The sequence below is a fragment of the Brevibacterium picturae genome, from assembly GCF_900105045.1.
GTDB classification, from domain to species: Bacteria; Actinomycetota; Actinomycetes; order Actinomycetales; family Brevibacteriaceae; genus Brevibacterium; species Brevibacterium picturae.
The window spans coordinates 374,681-391,267 of the sequence record NZ_LT629739.1; the positions used below are offsets into that span (position 1 = coordinate 374,681).

Genomic DNA, 16,587 nt, shown 5'->3' on the forward strand with positions numbered 1-16,587 from the left:
ATCGGATGCTGAAGGAGCCGTTCGGGAGGTGGACGAGCCGATTAGGAAGTGGAGGTGTCTATTGGTTCTCACGGTTCAGCAATGACCGCACGAGCCGACGGTAGGAGTCCTTGACATCTGCGTCGCTGCTTGCCTTCGCATCCGGTTTGATAGACAGCCTGAAGAGCGTGAATCCGGCGATCGCGTCGAGGGCGAGGTCCTGATCGACGTCGCTGCTGATCTGGCCCCGATTCACTGCCCGCTGCAGGATTTCGCGGCCCTGCGCATGACGCTGTTTCATATAGCGTTCCGAGATCAGCGGAATGACTTCAACGTCGAACAGCGACAGGAGGATGCCGTTTCTGCTGCCGCCCTGTGGGCCATCGCCTCGAACGGGACGGCCCTGACGAAAGTTCGTCAGATGTTGCCAGGCATGTTCGACCAGATCGTCGACGATATCGCCGGTATCCGGAGCGTCGCCGGGATCGATGCCGTCGAGAACTGCCGCCGCGACCAGCTCGGCCTTGCTCGGCCAACGACGGTAGATCGCGGCCTTGCTGCACCCGACGGCACCAGCGATCTTCTCGATTCGCAGGTTGACGAAGCCGTTGATTTCCAGCACGACTCGCACCTCGTTGAGGACTCGTCCGGTCAGCTCGTCATCGAGCGGTCGGCCCTTCGGTGTGGCTTGCGTCATAGAAGTATAATCGCACACGCCTCCAAGCGCGCGCAACAGAACGTTCCGTTTCGTTTCTCCTGGCGATCATGCCTGCAGGAGGGGCCGAGGTGGATCCGAGTCAGCACCTCACGTGACCCCGAATCACCACCTCAGTTCGCGAGACTGGCCAGCAGCTCGTCGATGGAACTCGCGATCCGGGCACGCGAATCAGTGCCGAATATTGCCGTCTGAACGATCGCGCCCTGCATCACCGCAAGGACTGCGGGAGCGATCTGGTGGGCCTTCGCATTGGCGGCGGCCTCGTCCATCCCTGCTTCACGATGGAAGTACAGACTCAGGTAGGCCTCGAAGCGTCCGATGAGGTCGCTGTAAATCTCGGCGGCAATCGTGGCGAAATCGGGGGCATGTGAGGCTTCTGCCCACACCTGAAGCAGCAGCGGGGCAAAAGGGTTGTCGTCGAGAATCGAATTCAGGAGCGCGGGAAATACCTGATGCGGGGGCGGAACCTCGGCGGCCGTGTCGAAATCCTTTAGCTCGGCCGCGCGCTGTTCCATGATGCGCCTGCCGGCATCGAGGGTGAGCTCTGCCTTCGAGGAGTAGTAGACGTAGACGGCCCCGGCGGACAGGCCTGCCTCCTTGATGATGTCGGCCATGGATGCCCCCGCAAACCCCTTACGGGTGAAGCAGGAGAGCGCGGCATCTTGGATCCGCGTACGCATGGCCTCCCGGTGTTCGTCCGTGACTTTCGGCACCAATCCCCCAAAAAACGAATGCTCATTCTTGATATATCGTACCCGAAGGAGTAAAAAGAACGGGTATTCGTTTTCGATGATTGGACAGCAATGCCAACGAAGATCCTCAGCAGCTCGGGCAGCCCCCGGGACCGTGACGGCAATGCAGACGACCAGGTGGCAAACACCGCCGATGCCGAGAAGCCTGCAGCGGGCAAGCCCAGCATCAAACAGGCCCTGCTCGCCGCTGTCTTCGCCGCAGCCATCGTCAGTGTCATTCTGCTTGCGTTCAGCTGGCCCACTGTCACGTCCGATCCCAGAGATCTGCCGATCGCCGCCGTCGGTGATCAGGAGCAGATCGATCAGATCGCGGAGAATGTCCCCGACGGCATGCTCGACCTCCAGGAGGTCGATTCCCGCGCCGAGGCACAGCAGCTGATCCGTGAACGCGAGGTCTACGGTGCATTCGTTCTCGGCGACGAGCCGGAGATCCTCACCTCGACTGCCGCCTCCCCCGCCGTGGCCCAGCAGCTCAAGGCAATCGGCACCCAGATGCAGCAGCAGATCGACAAGAAGGCGATCGCGGGAATGCAGGACGGGATGAAGCAGATGCAGGAAGCACTCAAAGCCTCGGCTCAGGGTCCCACCGGTTCCCAGGCCAATCCGGGCCAGCCACAGACCAACCCGGGTGATCAGGCTCAGGCTCCTGACACCTCGGCGATGGAGGTACCCAAGGTCACGGTCACCGACGTCGTGCCGTTGAACGAGGACGATCCCACCGGGGCCGGCCTGGCGATCGCGGGACTGCCGCTGACCATCGGTGGAATCGTCGGCGGCGTGCTCACCAGCATGATCGTCCACTCTCGGCGCATGCGTGCCGTCGCGGTCCTCGCCTACGGCGCGATCGGCGGACTCGCCCTCACACTCATCCTGCAGTCCTGGTTCGGCATTCTGCAGGGCAACTTCGGGCTCAACGTTTTGGCCGCAGGACTGGCAGTGGCGGCGACGGCCGGACTCATCAATGGATTCGTCTCACTCGTCGGCCCGGCAGGAATCGCGATCGGCGCGGCGCTCACTATGTTCATCGGCAATCCGATCTCCTCGCTCCAAGCGCCGAAGGAGTTCCTCGCAGGAGCCTGGGGAGACATCGGCCAGTTCTTCGTTCCCGGCGCATCGGGGACCCTGCTGCGCGACCTGTCGTACTTCCCGGATGCGCCCATGGCGATGCAATGGTGGGTGCTCGTCGGCTGGCTCGCCTTGGGCATCGTCCTCATGCTCATCGGCCACCTCAAGGCCCATTCGCAGAAGCGCGCCGCCGTGGGGTGATGTGTAGATTCTCCCTCGCGACTACAAGGCCGAAAGTCAGAGGTGAGGGCCACCCCGCAGGATGGCCCTCACACTCCTTCTACCATTCAGACAGTAGCCGCTCGCAGCCGCCTGACTCCTGTCGGAGCCGCCACTCGCAACAACAAAGCGAAGAACTGGTCGACGAGAATCGCCAAGACCGCGACCCATAAGGCACCGGCGAGAACTCCTTCAATCCCGTACGCTACCTGGTTGAGGATGACGTCGCCCAGTCCGCCGCTGCCGGCGATTGTGGCGATCGTCGCAGAACTCACCGTCAGCACGGCCGCAGTGCGTATACCGCTGATGATCATCGGCAGTCCCAGCGGAAGTTCCACCTTGCTGAGCACCTGCAGTGGTGTCATTCCCATTCCTCTCGCCGCTTTCGTGAGATCACGATCCGCAGAATTCACTGCTTGGAACGCATAGCTGAGTATCGGAGGGAAAGCGAGGACGAACAGTGCGATCATGGCGTTGAGCATTCCGATGCCGACGAAGCCGATGAGGATCGCGATCAGCGCCAGGCTCGGCAATGCACGACCGATATTGGTGATGCTCACCGCCAAGAACTCACCCTTGTGGATATGACCGAGCCAGATGCCGATCGGCACGCCGACGAGGATCGCTGCAAGCAGCGGGATGAGGCTGATGACCAGATGCTCGCCCGTCTTCTCCAGGAGCATTCCAAAATTGGCGGCCATGAATGGGAACGCGCCGAAAATGTCATTCATGACACCCTCGCTCTCGTCCACGGTGTGAGGGCTTTGCCGACGATCACCAGGAGCCCGTCGAAGACGAACGCCAAGAGAACCGCAAGCGCCCCAGCCGCGATGAACTGTGTGTTGAATGGGGAAGAGACGGCTTTGAGGATCGGTGACCCCAGCCCACTGTCGACGACGAATGCGGCGATGGTCGCGATGCTCACAGTCAGAACTGTCGCAATCCGCAGACCGGAGATAATCGACGGCAACGCGAGGGGCAGTTCGACTTTGAGCATGAGCTGCCGCTGGTCGAGTCCCATACCGATGGCCGACTTCTTCACGTCGTCTGGCACTGCGGCCAGGCCGGAGAGCACTGCTTGGAAGATGATCACCAGAGTGAAGCACACCAGTGCGATCTCGACGGTGAGCAGTGTCAGCCCGGTGAAAGGCACGAGCAACTGGAACAGCGCAAGCGGAGGCAACGTGTAGAGGAACGTCGCAACGATCCCGATCGGACCCGCCAACCACTTCTTCCGGTAGGCGACCACCGCTGCCACAAAGGCAATGATGAATCCGATCACCACTGCGATGACAACCATGTAAATGTGGTCGACCAGAGGTGGCCAGAAAACCGTGGACCATTGGTCGACGAACCAGTCACCACAGAATGCACCATTGTTGATCACGCACTCCGATGCCTGTCCGTAATCCGGTATAACCGGGTCACCTGCCGGTGCGATACCGCTCATGACCCACCACCTTCCACACTCCGCGCTCCAACCGCACCGGCTGGCGGATTCACCAGGTCGTGCAGTGTGACCTCGCCGAGGTGGCTTCCCCCGTCCATCACGAGTGCACCATGTGCCCCGGCTGCGGAGACGGCTGACAGGGCTTCTCGCAGGGTCAAATCCGACTCGACCTGTGGGCTGTTCGAATCCTGCTGCAGACCCGACTCGGAATCGGTCTTGGCAGCAAGCACTTCGCCGACGGTGGTCAGCGCGAGGCGTTTGAGGCCGCGTTCAGCACCGAGAAACTCAGCGACGAAATCGTCTGCCGGATGGGTGAGTACCTCAGCAGGTGTTCCGTACTGGGCAAGCTTGCCCCCGGGCTTGAGAATTGCGATCCGGTCAGCCATTTTGATGGCCTCGTCGATGTCGTGGGTGACGAAGAGGGTCGTCTTTCCAACTGCTCTGTGTATCTCAAGGAATTCGTCCTGGACAGCCATACGTGTGATCGGGTCGAGTGCTCCGAAGGGTTCGTCCATGAGCATCACGGGAGGGTCGGCCGCGAGTGCACGTGCAATCCCGATTCGCTGTTGTTGACCGCCGGAGAGCTGGGAGGGATATCTGCCCAGCCATGTGTCCACTGGGGTCAGTCCGACCAACTCCAGCAGTTCGGAGGTCCGCTTCTTGATGCGGGCCTTGTCCCATTTGAGAATATTTGGCACGGTAGCGATGTTCTCCGCCACCGTGTAGTGCGGGAACAATCCAGACTGCTGTATCGCGTAGCCAATGGTCCGGCGCAGTTCGATGGCGGGAATGTCCATGATGCTGCGATCGCCGATGCGGATGTCTCCGCTGCTGAGGTCAACTATGCGATTGACCAGCTGCAGGGCCGTTGTCTTGCCGCCGCCGGATGGTCCGACGAGACACACGAGTTCACCGGACTTCACCTCGATATCGAGCGAGTCGAGGGCAGGAGCAGCCTGACCCGAATAAAGTTTGGTGACCTGGTCGAAGACAATGGCCGAGTTCGCAGTCTGGCTGGTCGGTGTGTCGGTGGATGAAAGTGTCATTGTGTTCTCACATCAGTCCGTTTTCTTGCAGAAAGACCTTCGCCACTTGGGCGGGGTCGATCCTGTTGATGGCAGAGGCCTCGTTGAGAGCCTGGATGGCGTCGATCGTCAGAAGCGAATGGAGGGTGTTGAGGAACTCGGGTGCATCGGCATCAAGGTCATCGAACACGTCGTCCCTGATCAGAGGCACCACGTTCTGGAACCCAAAGAGTTTCTTGTCATCTTCGAGTACTACCAGATCAGACCTGAGCAGCTGCGGGTCGGTGGTGAACACGTCTGCTGCTTGGATCTCGCCGCGCTCGATCGCCTGATAGTTCAATCCGATGCTCAGAGTCTTGAGTTCCATATTGTCAAGCCCATAGGTTTCGACGATTCCCTCATACCCGATCGCCCCGGAGACATTGTCCGGGTAGGTCGAGTAGATGAAGTCTCCGATGCCCTTGAGGTCAGAGACCTTCTCCAATCCATGCTCATCGGCAAATTCTTGGCGCACAGCGATCGCGTTCTTGTTCTCGAACGGAGTTGCCTGAAGTGTGGTCACTCCATGCTCGCTCTCCCACTTCTTGGCGATGTCATAGGTTTCCTCAGCCGTGCCCAATGCGGTGTCCGTGCCGGCCCAGTTCACCACGATGACTCCGGTGTATTCGGGGTAGACGTCGATCTGACCCGATTGGAGCGCCGTATTGATGATGTCACTGGAGCCGACATTCGTCTTCAGATCCACCTGGTATCCGCGGGCTCGCAGTCCTTGAGCGTAGAGTTCGCCCATGATCCAGCTTTCGGCGAATCCTTTGGACCCGACTGTGATCCTCCGGCCGGCGGCACCGGATTTAGTTCCGCCTAAGTTCGCAGTGGTAGCAGTACACCCGCTCACCGTGGCCGCTGCCAGTCCTGCGCCGAGGGCGCCGAGCGTTCCCAGCGCTCGACGCCGATTGAGTGTGTGACTAATCAATTTGCGCATGAGGACTCAGTTCAGCTCGCGAGGGATGCTCTTCGTGGTCGTTCTTGAGTGGAACTGCTTGCCGTTCTTATACGCGACAAGTTCATTGGTGACGAGGAAGTTGACTGTGTCACCACTCATTGTGCTCCGCGTCCGCAGCTCGACATCCCAGCCATGATCGTCGCTGGTGAGCGCGCCTGCGTCAGCCTGCTCCAGCAGTGCCTGGTCGCCGACAGGATCTGCGAGCGCGGGCCTGCGGTACCGAATCACCCGTTCGCAGATGGCGGTCGGCGAGAGCGGATCAGTTTCGTTCCGCTCGTAGGAGTCCCGTTCGAGCGTGTAGTAGAAGAGACCGTCGCTTGTGTTCGTCTGCCAGCCCTCTGTCTCCGTAGTCACGGTGGCGCTCCGGTTGACCAGGTCTGACTGCAGATTGCGAGTCATTGGTACTCCGGACGCTTCAATTGTGGACACAGGAGGGTTCGGGGCTGTACCGAGGTGCGCGGTGAGTGCCTCTGTGGTGAGTGAGTCCTCATCGACCGAGGTGACACTTCGGATGGGCAGTTCGAGCTGCGGATCCTCGACGACGGTGACAACCGTCTCTTCGGGAGACGGCCAGAGAATGGGCCAAAAGCTCGCTGAAACGCTCAGCCGCAGACGATGTCCCGGTAGGAACCGATGCGCTGTCGACAGGAGCGAGAAGTCGAGGACGACGCTCTCCCCCGGTGTCAGCGCTTCGGGATGCTCGTGCGTTGAGTGGTGAGTCAGGTTGAAGAGTCCCATGGTCACGAGCCTCGAGGAGCCATCAGGAGCGACATCGCAGATCCGGGCGGCAATGACGCCGCGATCGGTGCTCGAGCTGACGGTGACCTTCATGCCCGGAGTCCCGATGATCTCCAGCCCGTCAGGCAGCTTCCAATCCGCGGTATAGGAATGCGCATCGTCGGCAGCTTGATCTCCGGCCATGCCTGCTGCTGCACCGAACTGCAGCCAGCTGCCGGCGTTGTAGCCGATAAGTTCCGTGCTTCGCAGTTGTCTGGGTCCGGCCAGCACCGAGCCCTCGGCCTTCCAAATCGTGTCCTCGATCTGCGGTGAGGGCCAAGAGTTCTCTGCGATCCATCGTCCAGGTCGATTCTCACGGTCCGAGTGGACGGGAGCACTGTCGGGGACGTATACCCGCAGCTGAGGCTGGTCCTTGACTCCGTTGTCGATTCCGCTCATCCACTGGTCCCACCAGCGCACGGCTTCGGAGATGAAGTCGATTCCCGGCCCCGGTGCCGCCTGGTGCGGATAGTTGTGCGCCCAGGGCCCCAGCAGTGCGTGGACCGGTGGGTACTCGGGATTCGACTCTCGCTGCTCGTTCGCATTCTCCATGAGTCGGAACAGGGTCGTGCGGTATTCGTCGAGGAGGCCGCCGACGGCAAGGATGGGAACTTGGATAGCCTCCGGGGTTTCACACACTGACGCGTGTTTCCAGTATTCATCGCGGCGCTGGTGGCCCAGCCAATCATTGATGTTGACGGGGGCTTCGTCGATGCGACGCTTCCAGTCCTCGTCCCAGCCTTCGCCCATGATCGCTGGATCCTGCGGGCGCGCGTTGTACCCCCACATGGTCGAGGCCCAAGACAGCATCTGGTCGCCGACGATGGCGCCGCCGTTGTAATGAACGTCGTCGGCATAGCGATCGTCGGTGGAGCAGATCGTAATGATTGCAGCCAGCTCCGGGGGCCGGAGGGCGGCAAGTTGCAGGCCGTTGAACCCGCCCCAGGATTTCCCTATCACGCCGGCTTTGCCATTCGACCACGGCTGTGCCGCGATCCATCTGAGGACCTGGAGCCCGTCATCGAGTTCGGTTTCGGAGTATTCGTCCGTCATGACGCCTGTCGAATCTCCGCATCCGCGCAGATCAACGCGGATACTGGCGTAGCCCGCGCGAGCGAATTCAGGATGGATAGTCTGATCGCGCCCCGCGGTCATATCGTTCTTACGGTAAGGAATGTACTCCAGAACAGCTGGAACCGCGTTATCTCCAAGGTCGTCCGGCAACCAGATTCGGGCGGCCAGTTCGACACCGTCTGCGAGTGGGATGCGGGTGTGCTCAATGACGTCGACGCCCCGTGGATTCGTCCGATAGCGTTCGGCGGGCTCGTTCTCATTGTCGGCGTTGGGGTTACCCACTGCATCGGTAGATAGTTCTGCATGTGTGTGCTGATGCGAAGAAGTTGTTGCCATAATGACCGACGGTAACAGGGGTTACTGCATGGCCGTTCAGTGGTTTCGGACAGTGATATTGCTTCCCAATCGCGGCACCTGTTATCGCGACACCGGTGAGCGGGCACCTGGCTCCACCTGCATTCGGAGACTATCCTCGGACTCAGGAGGTGGCCCACCCTATGAGCCCGCTGACGAATGTGACGATCTGCCGGACCTGCGGTGTCGAGACGACCACGCCACCGCCTCAGCTGTGTCCGATCTGTGCCGATGAGCGCCAGTGGGTGCCGGAGACCGGTCAGAAGTGGACGACGCGCGAGGAACTTGAGTCAGAGCGACACAGTATCTCGATCACCGAGCGCGAACCCGGGCTCTTCGCCCTGCGAGTGGAGCCGAAGCTCGGCATCGGGCAGACGTGCTACCTAGCCCAAACCGAACATGGCAACCTGCTCTTCGACGTCCCGCCCTACATCGACGACAAGGTTGTCGCTGCGGTCACGGCACTGGGCGGAGTTCACGCCATCGCTGCCAGCCATCCCCACATGTTCGGTCTGCAGCTCGAGTGGAGTGCCGCCTTCGAGGGGGCTGAAATCTTTGTTTGTCGGGCCGACGCCGAATGGGTCCAACGAGACGGTCCGAACATCTGGCGCTACTACCGCGAAGCCAGGCCTCTTCCCGGGACGATCGTACTGCGGACCGGGGGCCACTTCGCAGGGAGTGCGGTGGCCCTGTGGGCCGGTCAGGATGACGTCGGCGTCATGCTCAGTGGGGATACGATCGGGCCCGTCGCCCGCGATGGTTGGGTGACGTTCATGCGCAGCTTCCCCAACTACCTGCCCCTGTCGGCGAGAGTCGTCAGACGCATCGCCGCCTCGGTGGCTGACCTCGATTTCGATCGCATGTACGGCAACTTCGGGCAGACGATCCGGGCCGGGGCCAAGGACGCGGTGGCAACATCTGCCGAACGCTACGCGCAGTGGGTGTCAGGTGTTCACGACGATCTCACCTGAGGCTGTGCTCATCTGAGGCGATAATCGCCGAGCTTGTGATCGCCGAGGTTGCCGTGCGAGTGCTTCAGCGTGAGCGGAACTGCGCGGTGACCGGGCAGTCGAAGGGGTCGGCCTGGCCCAGTCCGACCCGGTTGAGGTAGCGGACGATGATGCCGAATGATTCGAAGAGAGTCGTCTCCGTGTACTTGATGTCCTTCTGCGCACAGTATTCGCGGACCATGGGCTGGACTTTGTGCAGATTGACGCTGGGCATGCTGGGGAACAGATGGTGTTCGATCTGGTAATTCAGTCCGCCCATGAGGAAGCCCATCGGGCGGCCGCCGGAGATGTTGCGTGACATCAATGTCTGGCGACGCAGGAAGTCGATCTTGACGTCCTTGGGAACGATCGGCTGGCCCTTGTGGTTAGGAGCGAACGAGCCGCCCATGTGCACACCGAAGACCATGACCTGGACGATGAAGAAGACGCTGCCGATAAGGGGGCCTGCGGCCCAGATGGCGATGAGCGGGAATCCGATGATGCGGATGGCAATGAGGACGCCTTCGGTCCAGCGGCGCTTGATCGAGGACTGTCCCTTGATGATGGCCTTGACCGAGTTCACGTGCAGCTGCAGACCGGCCAGGGTCAGCAGCGGGAAGAAGAACCAGCCCTGACGCGCAGCGAGCCATTTCGACAGGCCGGTGCGCTCCCGGGCATCTTCGGCCGTGAAGACCAGAGCGCCCGGTGCAATGTCACCGTCGACGCCTGCCTTGTTCGGGTTGGCGTGGTGAAGTGCGTTGTGCTTCTTCAGCCACCAGCCGTAGCTGAGGCCGATGAACAGGTTGCCGATGATGGTTGAGACCCATTCCCCGACCTTGCCGTTGGTGAAGATCTGACGGTGCGCCGCATCGTGGGCGACATACGCCGTCTGAGTGAAGAGGATCCCGAAGACGACTGCTGTGGCCATCTGCCACCAGCTTTCGCCGATGAGGAAGAGCATGGCGAAGGCGACGATGTAGGAGAGTCCGATGAGGACGAAGCGCAGGGTGTTCCAGCCGGGGCGGCGTGCCAGCAGACCGGCCTCTTTGACCTGGGCCATCAGCGCACTGAAGTCGCTGGTGAACTCCTGCTTGTCGGTGCCGCGATTGGCTCGCCTTCGCTCGAGCACCTCAGCCCTTGATTCTTTCCCAAGAGGGGGTGTCGGCAGGGGCCTATTCACGACATCGACTGGTTCCATACTACTTACGGTACGAGGCGGACCGTCTCCCTGGCATCACCCCAGAGCACCGTATTTCACCCCGTACCCCGGTAGGGGGTGATTCGTCAGACCTGTGCGCCGGGGACCACGAGGCCTGATTCGTAGGCGGCGATGACCGCTTGAGCGCGATCTCGGGCATCGAGTTTGTAGAGGATTCGTGACACATGGGTCTTGACCGTCTGCACGGCGATGAATAGTGAGGCGGCGATCTCTGTGTTCGTCTCACCGCGGGCCACCAGCACCAAGATCTCGCGTTCACGGTCGGTGAGATCTGGCAGGGCCGCAGAGTTCGAAGTCTGTGGTCCTGCAGCGAAATGCTCGATGACGCGGCGGGTGACGCTCGGGGCCAGCAGTCCCTCCCCCGAGGCCACCACCCTTACCGCCTCGGCGAGTTCGTTGGGTGGGGCATCTTTGAGGAGGAAGCCGCTGGCTCCGGCACGGATCGCATCGAAGACATAGTCGTCGATGTCGAAGGTCGTGAGCATGATGATACGCGGAACGTCGTCGACGATGGCGTTCGAATCCGTAGCAGACGGTATCGATGTCGGCGCTCGCGGATTCGTCGCCTGCGACTCCGGCGTCTGCGGGTTCGTCGCCGGCCGAGACCTGGCCGCCAGGATTTCACGGGTGGCTTCGATCCCGTCGAGTTCGGGCATGCGCACGTCCATAAGGACGATGTCGGGATTCAGCTCGGCGACGAGGCTGACGCAGTCGACGCCGTCCTGCGCCTGGCCCACCACCTCGATGTCGGGGTGCGCGTCAAGCAGCGCGGCAAATCCTGCTCGAACCATTGCCTGATCATCGGCAATCACGATGCGAATCACGCGTTGCTCCTCTCATCGCCCTGCGCTTGATCTGATGTGTCGCCTGCGGCTCTGTTGTCGGCGCCGACTTCCCGACCGTCGGGCTTGTGCGAGTCGCTGTCAGGCGCATCCGCTTTGGGCCAATCAGCCTTGCGCGAATCTGACTTGTGCGAATCGGCCTGGTGCGAATCAGCTTTGTGCGCGTCGGCCACGGCCAGCGGCAACACTGCTTCGACTTCGAAACTGCCGTCATTGCGCCCGCCGGTGCGGAGTTCTCCTCCGACAGAGGCGGCACGTTCGCGCATACCGATGAGGCCCTGATGACGGTGGATTTCGTTCTTCGCCGCCTCCGAAGGACCTTGTCCAGCAGTGTTGACGACGTTGATCCACAGTGCTGTTCCATCGCTGTCGACCTTGATGTGGATCTGGGATTCGGTGGCGTGGCGGATGGCGTTGCTCAGTGCTTCCTGGACGATGCGGTATCCGGCCAATCCGGTGCTGTCGCGCAGGCTGCGATCGAGCGGTCCCCCGCTGCGTTCCATCGTGACGTTGACTCCGGCCTGTTGGGCCTTCTTCACCAGACCTTCGATCTCGTAGAATTTCGGCTGGGGTGCAAGCTGCTGGCTCGAATCGTCATTGCGCAGCACACTCAACAACCCTCGCATCTCGGTGAGGGCATTCCGGGCAGAGACCGAGATGTCTTCGAATTCTTTCTCCACGTCCGCGTCGATGCTGGGATGGCGGAACGGTGCGCTCGAGGCCTGGATGTTGATGATCGACATGCTGTGGGCGACGATGTCATGCAATTCGCGAGCAATCCGCGACTTCTCCTCGACCACGACGCGCTTCGAATGTTCCTCAGCGGTGTTCTCCTGTTCCTGCAGAAGCTGCGATCGGATCAGATGCCACTGCTGGACGATGACTGCAGCTACGTAGAATCCCCCGGCAATGCAAGAGAAGACGACGATGTTGACGATCGAAGAATCCGGCCTGCTCTCGGGGTACTGCAGGTAGCCGAAGACGGCGGCTGCCGCGGAGATCGCGATGCTCGCCAGCAGCGCGGCCAGCGCCACCCCCCAGTGGGCGCGGAGTCCGATGATGAGGATGATGAGGATCTGGGTGATCATCATCGGCACCATCCAGGGCCACGGAGCACCCGAGAGGTAGGGACCCAGCAACGGTAATACACCGCAGGCGATGACGGAGACGATCGCACCGAAGAGCGGACGCAGCATCGACAGCGGCATCGACCCCGCGTGGATCACTACGACGATGAATGCCAGTGCGACAGGAGCTTCATGGACTCCCACCGCGATCGACGATTCGACGGCAAGCATCACGATGGCAGCGAGGATCACTGCCACCCAGGCCAAGGCCTCAGGGTTGAATCTGCGGTCCGGTGGCAGGAATCTGTCGAACAGCTTGCTGAACAGCACGAATTCCGATTCTCCTTCTGCGGCGAGGCCGACCCGACCGGTCGAGCCACCTGGCACACTTCGTCAGTGCGACAGTAGCAAACACGACTATGCGTCCCTTGAGAATTGCCTTGAATGAGAATTGCTTTGCATCAGAATCGCCTTGCACGAGAGCTGCCTGCACGAGGCTCCGTGCCCTGAATGATCCCGGCAGTGAGGTTTCAGATCCACGCGACAAGCGATCTGTCTTCAGCACCGGATTGCTGGAGTCCAGACAGGGCCGATCACGCTTGGCCTGGATCGATTCGTCCTAATCAGAAGGGCGGCGGATCTGCTGCCAGATCATGTTCCCACTGCACTCGAGACATTCGCCGGCCGGTGTTGATGCGCACGTACTCGATCTTCGACGTCCGATCGTCTGCTGTTTTCTTTGCTCGGTAGTTGCCGTGGAATCGACGTCGACCCCTCGGCAGCCTCTTCATGGTCACCGGTTCCGAGCCTGGCAGCAGGCAGGGTTGGAATGCCGCGTTCTCCCAATCCAGCATTCGGTCGATCATCAGCTGCCGACGCCTGAGTCTCGCTCGGTCATAGCTCTCCTGCAGACGCCGCTCATGCTCAGCGCGTTCCTGTTCGCGCTGTTTCGCTTCGTCGCGTTCTCGAATGGTCGTCTCGCCGGGCATCAGTTCCAGAACATATGGAGGTGGAGGAACTTTGTCCTTCGGGATTCGCCATCTTCTGGGACTGATTTCGGTAAGCGCATAGAGTGCTAAAGCTTGAGCAACGTCCACCGGCTGATCAGGGGCCACGACCGTGGCAGTCACCCCGTGGGAGAACTCATATTCGACCAACCCGGTTTGTGGCATCCGCACCGAATAGCTTCGAGCAGTCTTCACCGCATGATGCTTCTTGCACAGAGGGTGCAGGTTTGAGAAGCGGGTCAATCCGCCCTGGTCAGGGTGGTCATGGTCGAAGGGAATGACATGGTCGATTTCCGATTTCTCGGCTCGCCGACTGCACCCCGGTACAGTGCAGATCGCCCATTTCGCGATGAGCGTCTTCCTTACATCGTTCGGAATCCGGTAGGTTGTGGCCTTCGCGTCTATGGGAGTGCCCGTCGCCGGATCTGTCAGTATTCTCGTCAATGTCTTCGAGCGGCCGGCAATGCGTCGAGCCGTCTCAGCCGGCACAGGTGACCCGTCGGCCAGTGAACCTGGAAGCTCTGAATCGCCAGTCAGCGTCAGATAGGGAACGGTAACGACTACTGCTGCTTGCTGTGCGATCCACCATTGGTCGGTAGGCATACCGACTGTCACGTCGAACTCCGCAACGTCTTCCTGCGGCGTGGTCGTGGGAGAGAATGAAGTACCTGTTACCGACTGTGGTGCACTGTCCTTCGCGCAGTCGACGAGTCCGCTGACTCCTTGGTCGTTGAAGTCGAACAGCGGCGCCCCGTTGTCATCGAGCAGAGTCGATTCAGTCGTGTTCTGAATTCCCGTCACCGGGTCCGCCCTCTTGACCTTGATGCTCAACCTCGGTTGGGGACGGGTAGCAATGTCGAACATGAGATTGCTGATCGACCGCTCGTCGATGACCTCGACCCCGGGCGCCAGGTTGAAGGTATTCGCCTGCCCCGCGTGAATTGCTCGGGCCATGGCTTGGATGCGCTGGAAGCTGGCGTGCACCTCGGCGGCCGGGCCCGTCAGCGACATGCATGCGGTGCCGTCCTTGAACGTGTCGACATCGACCCGGCGACGACGAGCGGCAGTCTCTGCTCGGTCTTCTGCGGGTTCGAGTAACTGGATCTTTTTGCGTAATGCTGTTCGAAACGCCTCACTTGTCACGTCGGCCCTTCTCACGAACAGGTATTCGTCAAGCCTGGGCAGAAAACGCAGATCAACGGTTTGGCACAGGTCAGCAGCGGCATCGACGTGCACTTGGGTGAATTCGCCGTCACGGACGCGGTCCGCGAATCGCGGAAGTCCATGTATCACTGTCATCGCCGATGCCAGGCGCCGGAACGTGCGCGGTGTAGAGGTTCCGAAGACAGCCGACAGTTCGACGAGATCTTCGGTGAACACATTGTCATGGACCCAGCGGGAGAAATCGGTGTCGGGTTCGAAACCCGGGAAGTCGGGAAGTTCCTCAGCTTCGGACTCCGACTCAACCTCGGGCGAGCAGACACACTTCGCAAATTCGGAGTCATAGCGCATCAGTGCCGTCGATGCCTTCGCTATGCATACGAGATCCATGCAGTATCGGACTGCGTCCGATTCGTCCACCGGCACCGGGTTCCAGGGGGTGACGTCGAAGGTCGCACGTTCCTCAGCCTCTCGTGCACGCTCTTCGGCTGAGGACGCACCACATCGAGCAACACTTCCGGCGATCGTGGCGAACTTGTATGGAGAGTCACCTTCTGGGACAGCGGTGCCGTGATGCTGGATGACCTGCTCGAGGACGACCCCGGCACTGAGTTCGTGAACTTTCAGCTGTGCCCTGTCGGCGTCCGCAGACGCAGCGCCGAGGCGAGTGACGCTGGACTCGAACCGCACACGAAACCGAGGCGAAGCACTTTGCCCCGCATTCCATCCTGTGCCTTTTCGTCCTGCGTCTTTGTACGCGGATCCGGCTCCTTCGCGCCGCCCACTGTGGGATGCGGATGTGCTCTTCATCGAATTTCACCTGCCTCGTACGTCATCGTCGGGAAGAGTGATTAAACCACTAGATAGATCATCTGTTAATAGTATTCTAACTGATTCGAATTGTAATTGTACATAGATATTCGAATAAATCTTCCATTCCTCACCCCATGCCCTGAACACACCTGAGTCTGTTCACTATCCACTTAAGTCGGTTCGTTACTCAATGCTCCCATTCGGCACTGACACGAGACCACCGTGACCACGGAGATCACAGGGAGAACATCACAGGCCCGCCGCTCACCGAAGTTCACCGCTCACCCGACAGAATCGGACAGATGGCCCCTGGCAACCTCGGCGAGCCGAGGCCGCGAACGCCATGAGAGCCCCAGATACAACACAAACGATGCGAGAAATTACGGGATCGTCGCGCCGACGGAGCTGGGATAAGCGTAGGTCAGCAGTTAGGACACTAGGGCACCGATGACCCTCACAGCCACGGCAGCCCAGGAAGACGGCGCGCGAGTATACATAGATGCCGCCTGCGTCACTCAGGATGTCCCGCGTATAGGTCCGGCGCTTGATGATGTAGTAATCGACGATGAGAATCGCGAATACGGGGACGAAGAAGGTGCCGATCATCGTCAGGAACGGACTGGCCCCTCCCCGGTGTCCCTGTTTCTGGCGCCTCTGATCGTCAGCCTGATCTTCGCGTTCGTCGTCTACTTCTCCCCCGCCCTCATCAACCCAAAAGCTGGCAAGGCCGCGATGATCAGGGTGTCTTGGTCGGTCGCCATCCTCATCACCGGAGCTCTTACCTACATTTCCATCCTCCAATCCGCCAGTACCGTCGAGTGGGTTTCTGCGAGCATCTCAGCGATCGGCATTCCGGCGCTTGCCGCCCTCCTGCTTTTCGACATGTCGGACCCGATCTCTGCGCTGGCATCATCACTGGCAATCATCGGCTGCGGACTCGCATTGGTGGTCGCAGCAGTGCCGACACTGTTGCTGACATGATTGACAGACTGTGAGAGTGCTGCAGCACCGCTGGCCGCGCTCCCCTAGAGTCGGAGCAGACGGTCAGCGTAGGAGCTGAGCCCACCGCGCAG

The 16,587-nt window shown here is 60.6% G+C and carries 14 protein-coding genes; 3 read left to right on the top strand and 11 right to left on the bottom strand.

Annotated features, from left to right (window positions below; translation table 11 throughout):
* Positions 1–58 precede the first annotated feature (58 nt).
* Positions 59–676 (bottom strand): TetR/AcrR family transcriptional regulator, encoded by a 618-nt coding sequence (locus BLT92_RS01745; protein ID WP_092102424.1) that lies wholly within the window; start codon positions 674–676, stop codon positions 59–61.
* A gap of 131 nt (positions 677–807) precedes the next feature.
* The gene (locus BLT92_RS01750) at positions 808–1,410 is read right to left on the bottom strand and encodes a TetR/AcrR family transcriptional regulator (RefSeq protein WP_092102427.1); all 603 of its coding nucleotides are present in this window, start codon (positions 1,408–1,410) and stop codon (positions 808–810) included.
* A gap of 90 nt (positions 1,411–1,500) precedes the next feature.
* On the opposite strand from BLT92_RS01750, the gene BLT92_RS01755 reads away from it, so the two are divergent.
* Positions 1,501–2,715, top strand: a complete 1,215-nt coding sequence (locus BLT92_RS01755; RefSeq protein ID WP_092102431.1) for an ABC transporter permease — start codon at positions 1,501–1,503, stop codon at positions 2,713–2,715.
* A gap of 86 nt (positions 2,716–2,801) precedes the next feature.
* On the opposite strand, the gene BLT92_RS01760 is transcribed toward BLT92_RS01755, so the two are convergent.
* Genes BLT92_RS01760 through BLT92_RS01780 form a run of 5 tightly spaced genes read right to left on the bottom strand, consistent with a single transcriptional unit; the run spans position 2,802 to position 8,344 of the window.
* On the bottom strand, positions 2,802–3,464 hold the full coding sequence (locus BLT92_RS01760; protein ID WP_092102435.1) for an ABC transporter permease: 663 nt from the start codon (positions 3,462–3,464) through the stop codon (positions 2,802–2,804).
* Positions 3,461–4,183, bottom strand: a complete 723-nt coding sequence (locus BLT92_RS01765; RefSeq protein WP_092102438.1) for an ABC transporter permease — start codon at positions 4,181–4,183, stop codon at positions 3,461–3,463. Before BLT92_RS01765 ends, BLT92_RS01760 begins: the two co-directional genes overlap by 4 nt.
* Positions 4,180–5,229, bottom strand: a complete 1,050-nt coding sequence (locus BLT92_RS01770; protein ID WP_092102441.1) for an ABC transporter ATP-binding protein — start codon at positions 5,227–5,229, stop codon at positions 4,180–4,182. Before BLT92_RS01770 ends, BLT92_RS01765 begins: the two co-directional genes overlap by 4 nt.
* A gap of 7 nt (positions 5,230–5,236) precedes the next feature.
* Positions 5,237–6,190 carry an ABC transporter substrate-binding protein gene (locus BLT92_RS01775; protein ID WP_092102444.1) on the bottom strand — a complete coding sequence of 318 codons (954 nt, stop codon included), beginning with the start codon at positions 6,188–6,190 and terminating at the stop codon, positions 5,237–5,239.
* 6 nt (positions 6,191–6,196) lie between these two features.
* Positions 6,197–8,344 carry a CocE/NonD family hydrolase gene (locus tag BLT92_RS01780; RefSeq protein WP_157691296.1) on the bottom strand — a complete coding sequence of 716 codons (2,148 nt, stop codon included), beginning with the start codon at positions 8,342–8,344 and terminating at the stop codon, positions 6,197–6,199.
* Between the two features lie 215 nt (positions 8,345–8,559).
* Between BLT92_RS01780 and BLT92_RS01785 the strand changes: the two genes are divergently transcribed.
* A complete protein-coding gene (locus BLT92_RS01785; RefSeq protein ID WP_092102450.1) occupies positions 8,560–9,387 on the top strand; it encodes an MBL fold metallo-hydrolase in 828 nt (275 codons plus the stop codon).
* Between the two features lie 64 nt (positions 9,388–9,451).
* Here the strand turns inward: BLT92_RS01785 and BLT92_RS01790 are convergent, their stop codons facing one another.
* The 4 genes from BLT92_RS01790 to BLT92_RS01805 form a co-directional block, all read right to left on the bottom strand.
* Positions 9,452–10,534, bottom strand: coding sequence for a fatty acid desaturase family protein (locus BLT92_RS01790; protein ID WP_092102453.1), 1,083 nt, complete (start codon positions 10,532–10,534; stop codon positions 9,452–9,454).
* A gap of 155 nt (positions 10,535–10,689) precedes the next feature.
* Positions 10,690–11,448, bottom strand: a complete 759-nt coding sequence (locus tag BLT92_RS01795; RefSeq protein WP_092102456.1) for a response regulator — start codon at positions 11,446–11,448, stop codon at positions 10,690–10,692.
* A complete protein-coding gene (locus tag BLT92_RS01800; RefSeq protein WP_157691297.1) occupies positions 11,445–12,863 on the bottom strand; it encodes a sensor histidine kinase in 1,419 nt (472 codons plus the stop codon). Before BLT92_RS01800 ends, BLT92_RS01795 begins: the two co-directional genes overlap by 4 nt.
* Before the next feature lie 293 nt (positions 12,864–13,156).
* The gene (locus tag BLT92_RS01805) at positions 13,157–15,391 is read right to left on the bottom strand and encodes an HNH endonuclease signature motif containing protein (protein ID WP_092102462.1); all 2,235 of its coding nucleotides are present in this window, start codon (positions 15,389–15,391) and stop codon (positions 13,157–13,159) included.
* Between the two features lie 570 nt (positions 15,392–15,961).
* Here BLT92_RS01805 and BLT92_RS20680 point away from each other — a divergent pair.
* Positions 15,962–16,495, top strand: coding sequence for a hypothetical protein (locus tag BLT92_RS20680; RefSeq protein ID WP_197679654.1), 534 nt, complete (start codon positions 15,962–15,964; stop codon positions 16,493–16,495).
* Positions 16,496–16,587 lie beyond the last annotated feature (92 nt).

Coding starts and splice junctions, on each gene's coding strand:
- BLT92_RS01745 (WP_092102424.1), bottom strand. CDS start 676: ATGACGCAAGCCACACCGAAGGGCCGACCGCTCGATGACGAGCTGACC.
- BLT92_RS01755 (WP_092102431.1), top strand. CDS start 1,501: ATGCCAACGAAGATCCTCAGCAGCTCGGGCAGCCCCCGGGACCGTGAC.
- BLT92_RS01760 (WP_092102435.1), bottom strand. CDS start 3,464: ATGAATGACATTTTCGGCGCGTTCCCATTCATGGCCGCCAATTTTGGA.
- BLT92_RS01765 (WP_092102438.1), bottom strand. CDS start 4,183: ATGAGCGGTATCGCACCGGCAGGTGACCCGGTTATACCGGATTACGGA.
- BLT92_RS01770 (WP_092102441.1), bottom strand. CDS start 5,229: ATGACACTTTCATCCACCGACACACCGACCAGCCAGACTGCGAACTCG.
- BLT92_RS01775 (WP_092102444.1), bottom strand. CDS start 6,190: ATGCGCAAATTGATTAGTCACACACTCAATCGGCGTCGAGCGCTGGGA.
- BLT92_RS01785 (WP_092102450.1), top strand. CDS start 8,560: ATGAGCCCGCTGACGAATGTGACGATCTGCCGGACCTGCGGTGTCGAG.
- BLT92_RS20680 (WP_197679654.1), top strand. CDS start 15,962: ATGACCCTCACAGCCACGGCAGCCCAGGAAGACGGCGCGCGAGTATAC.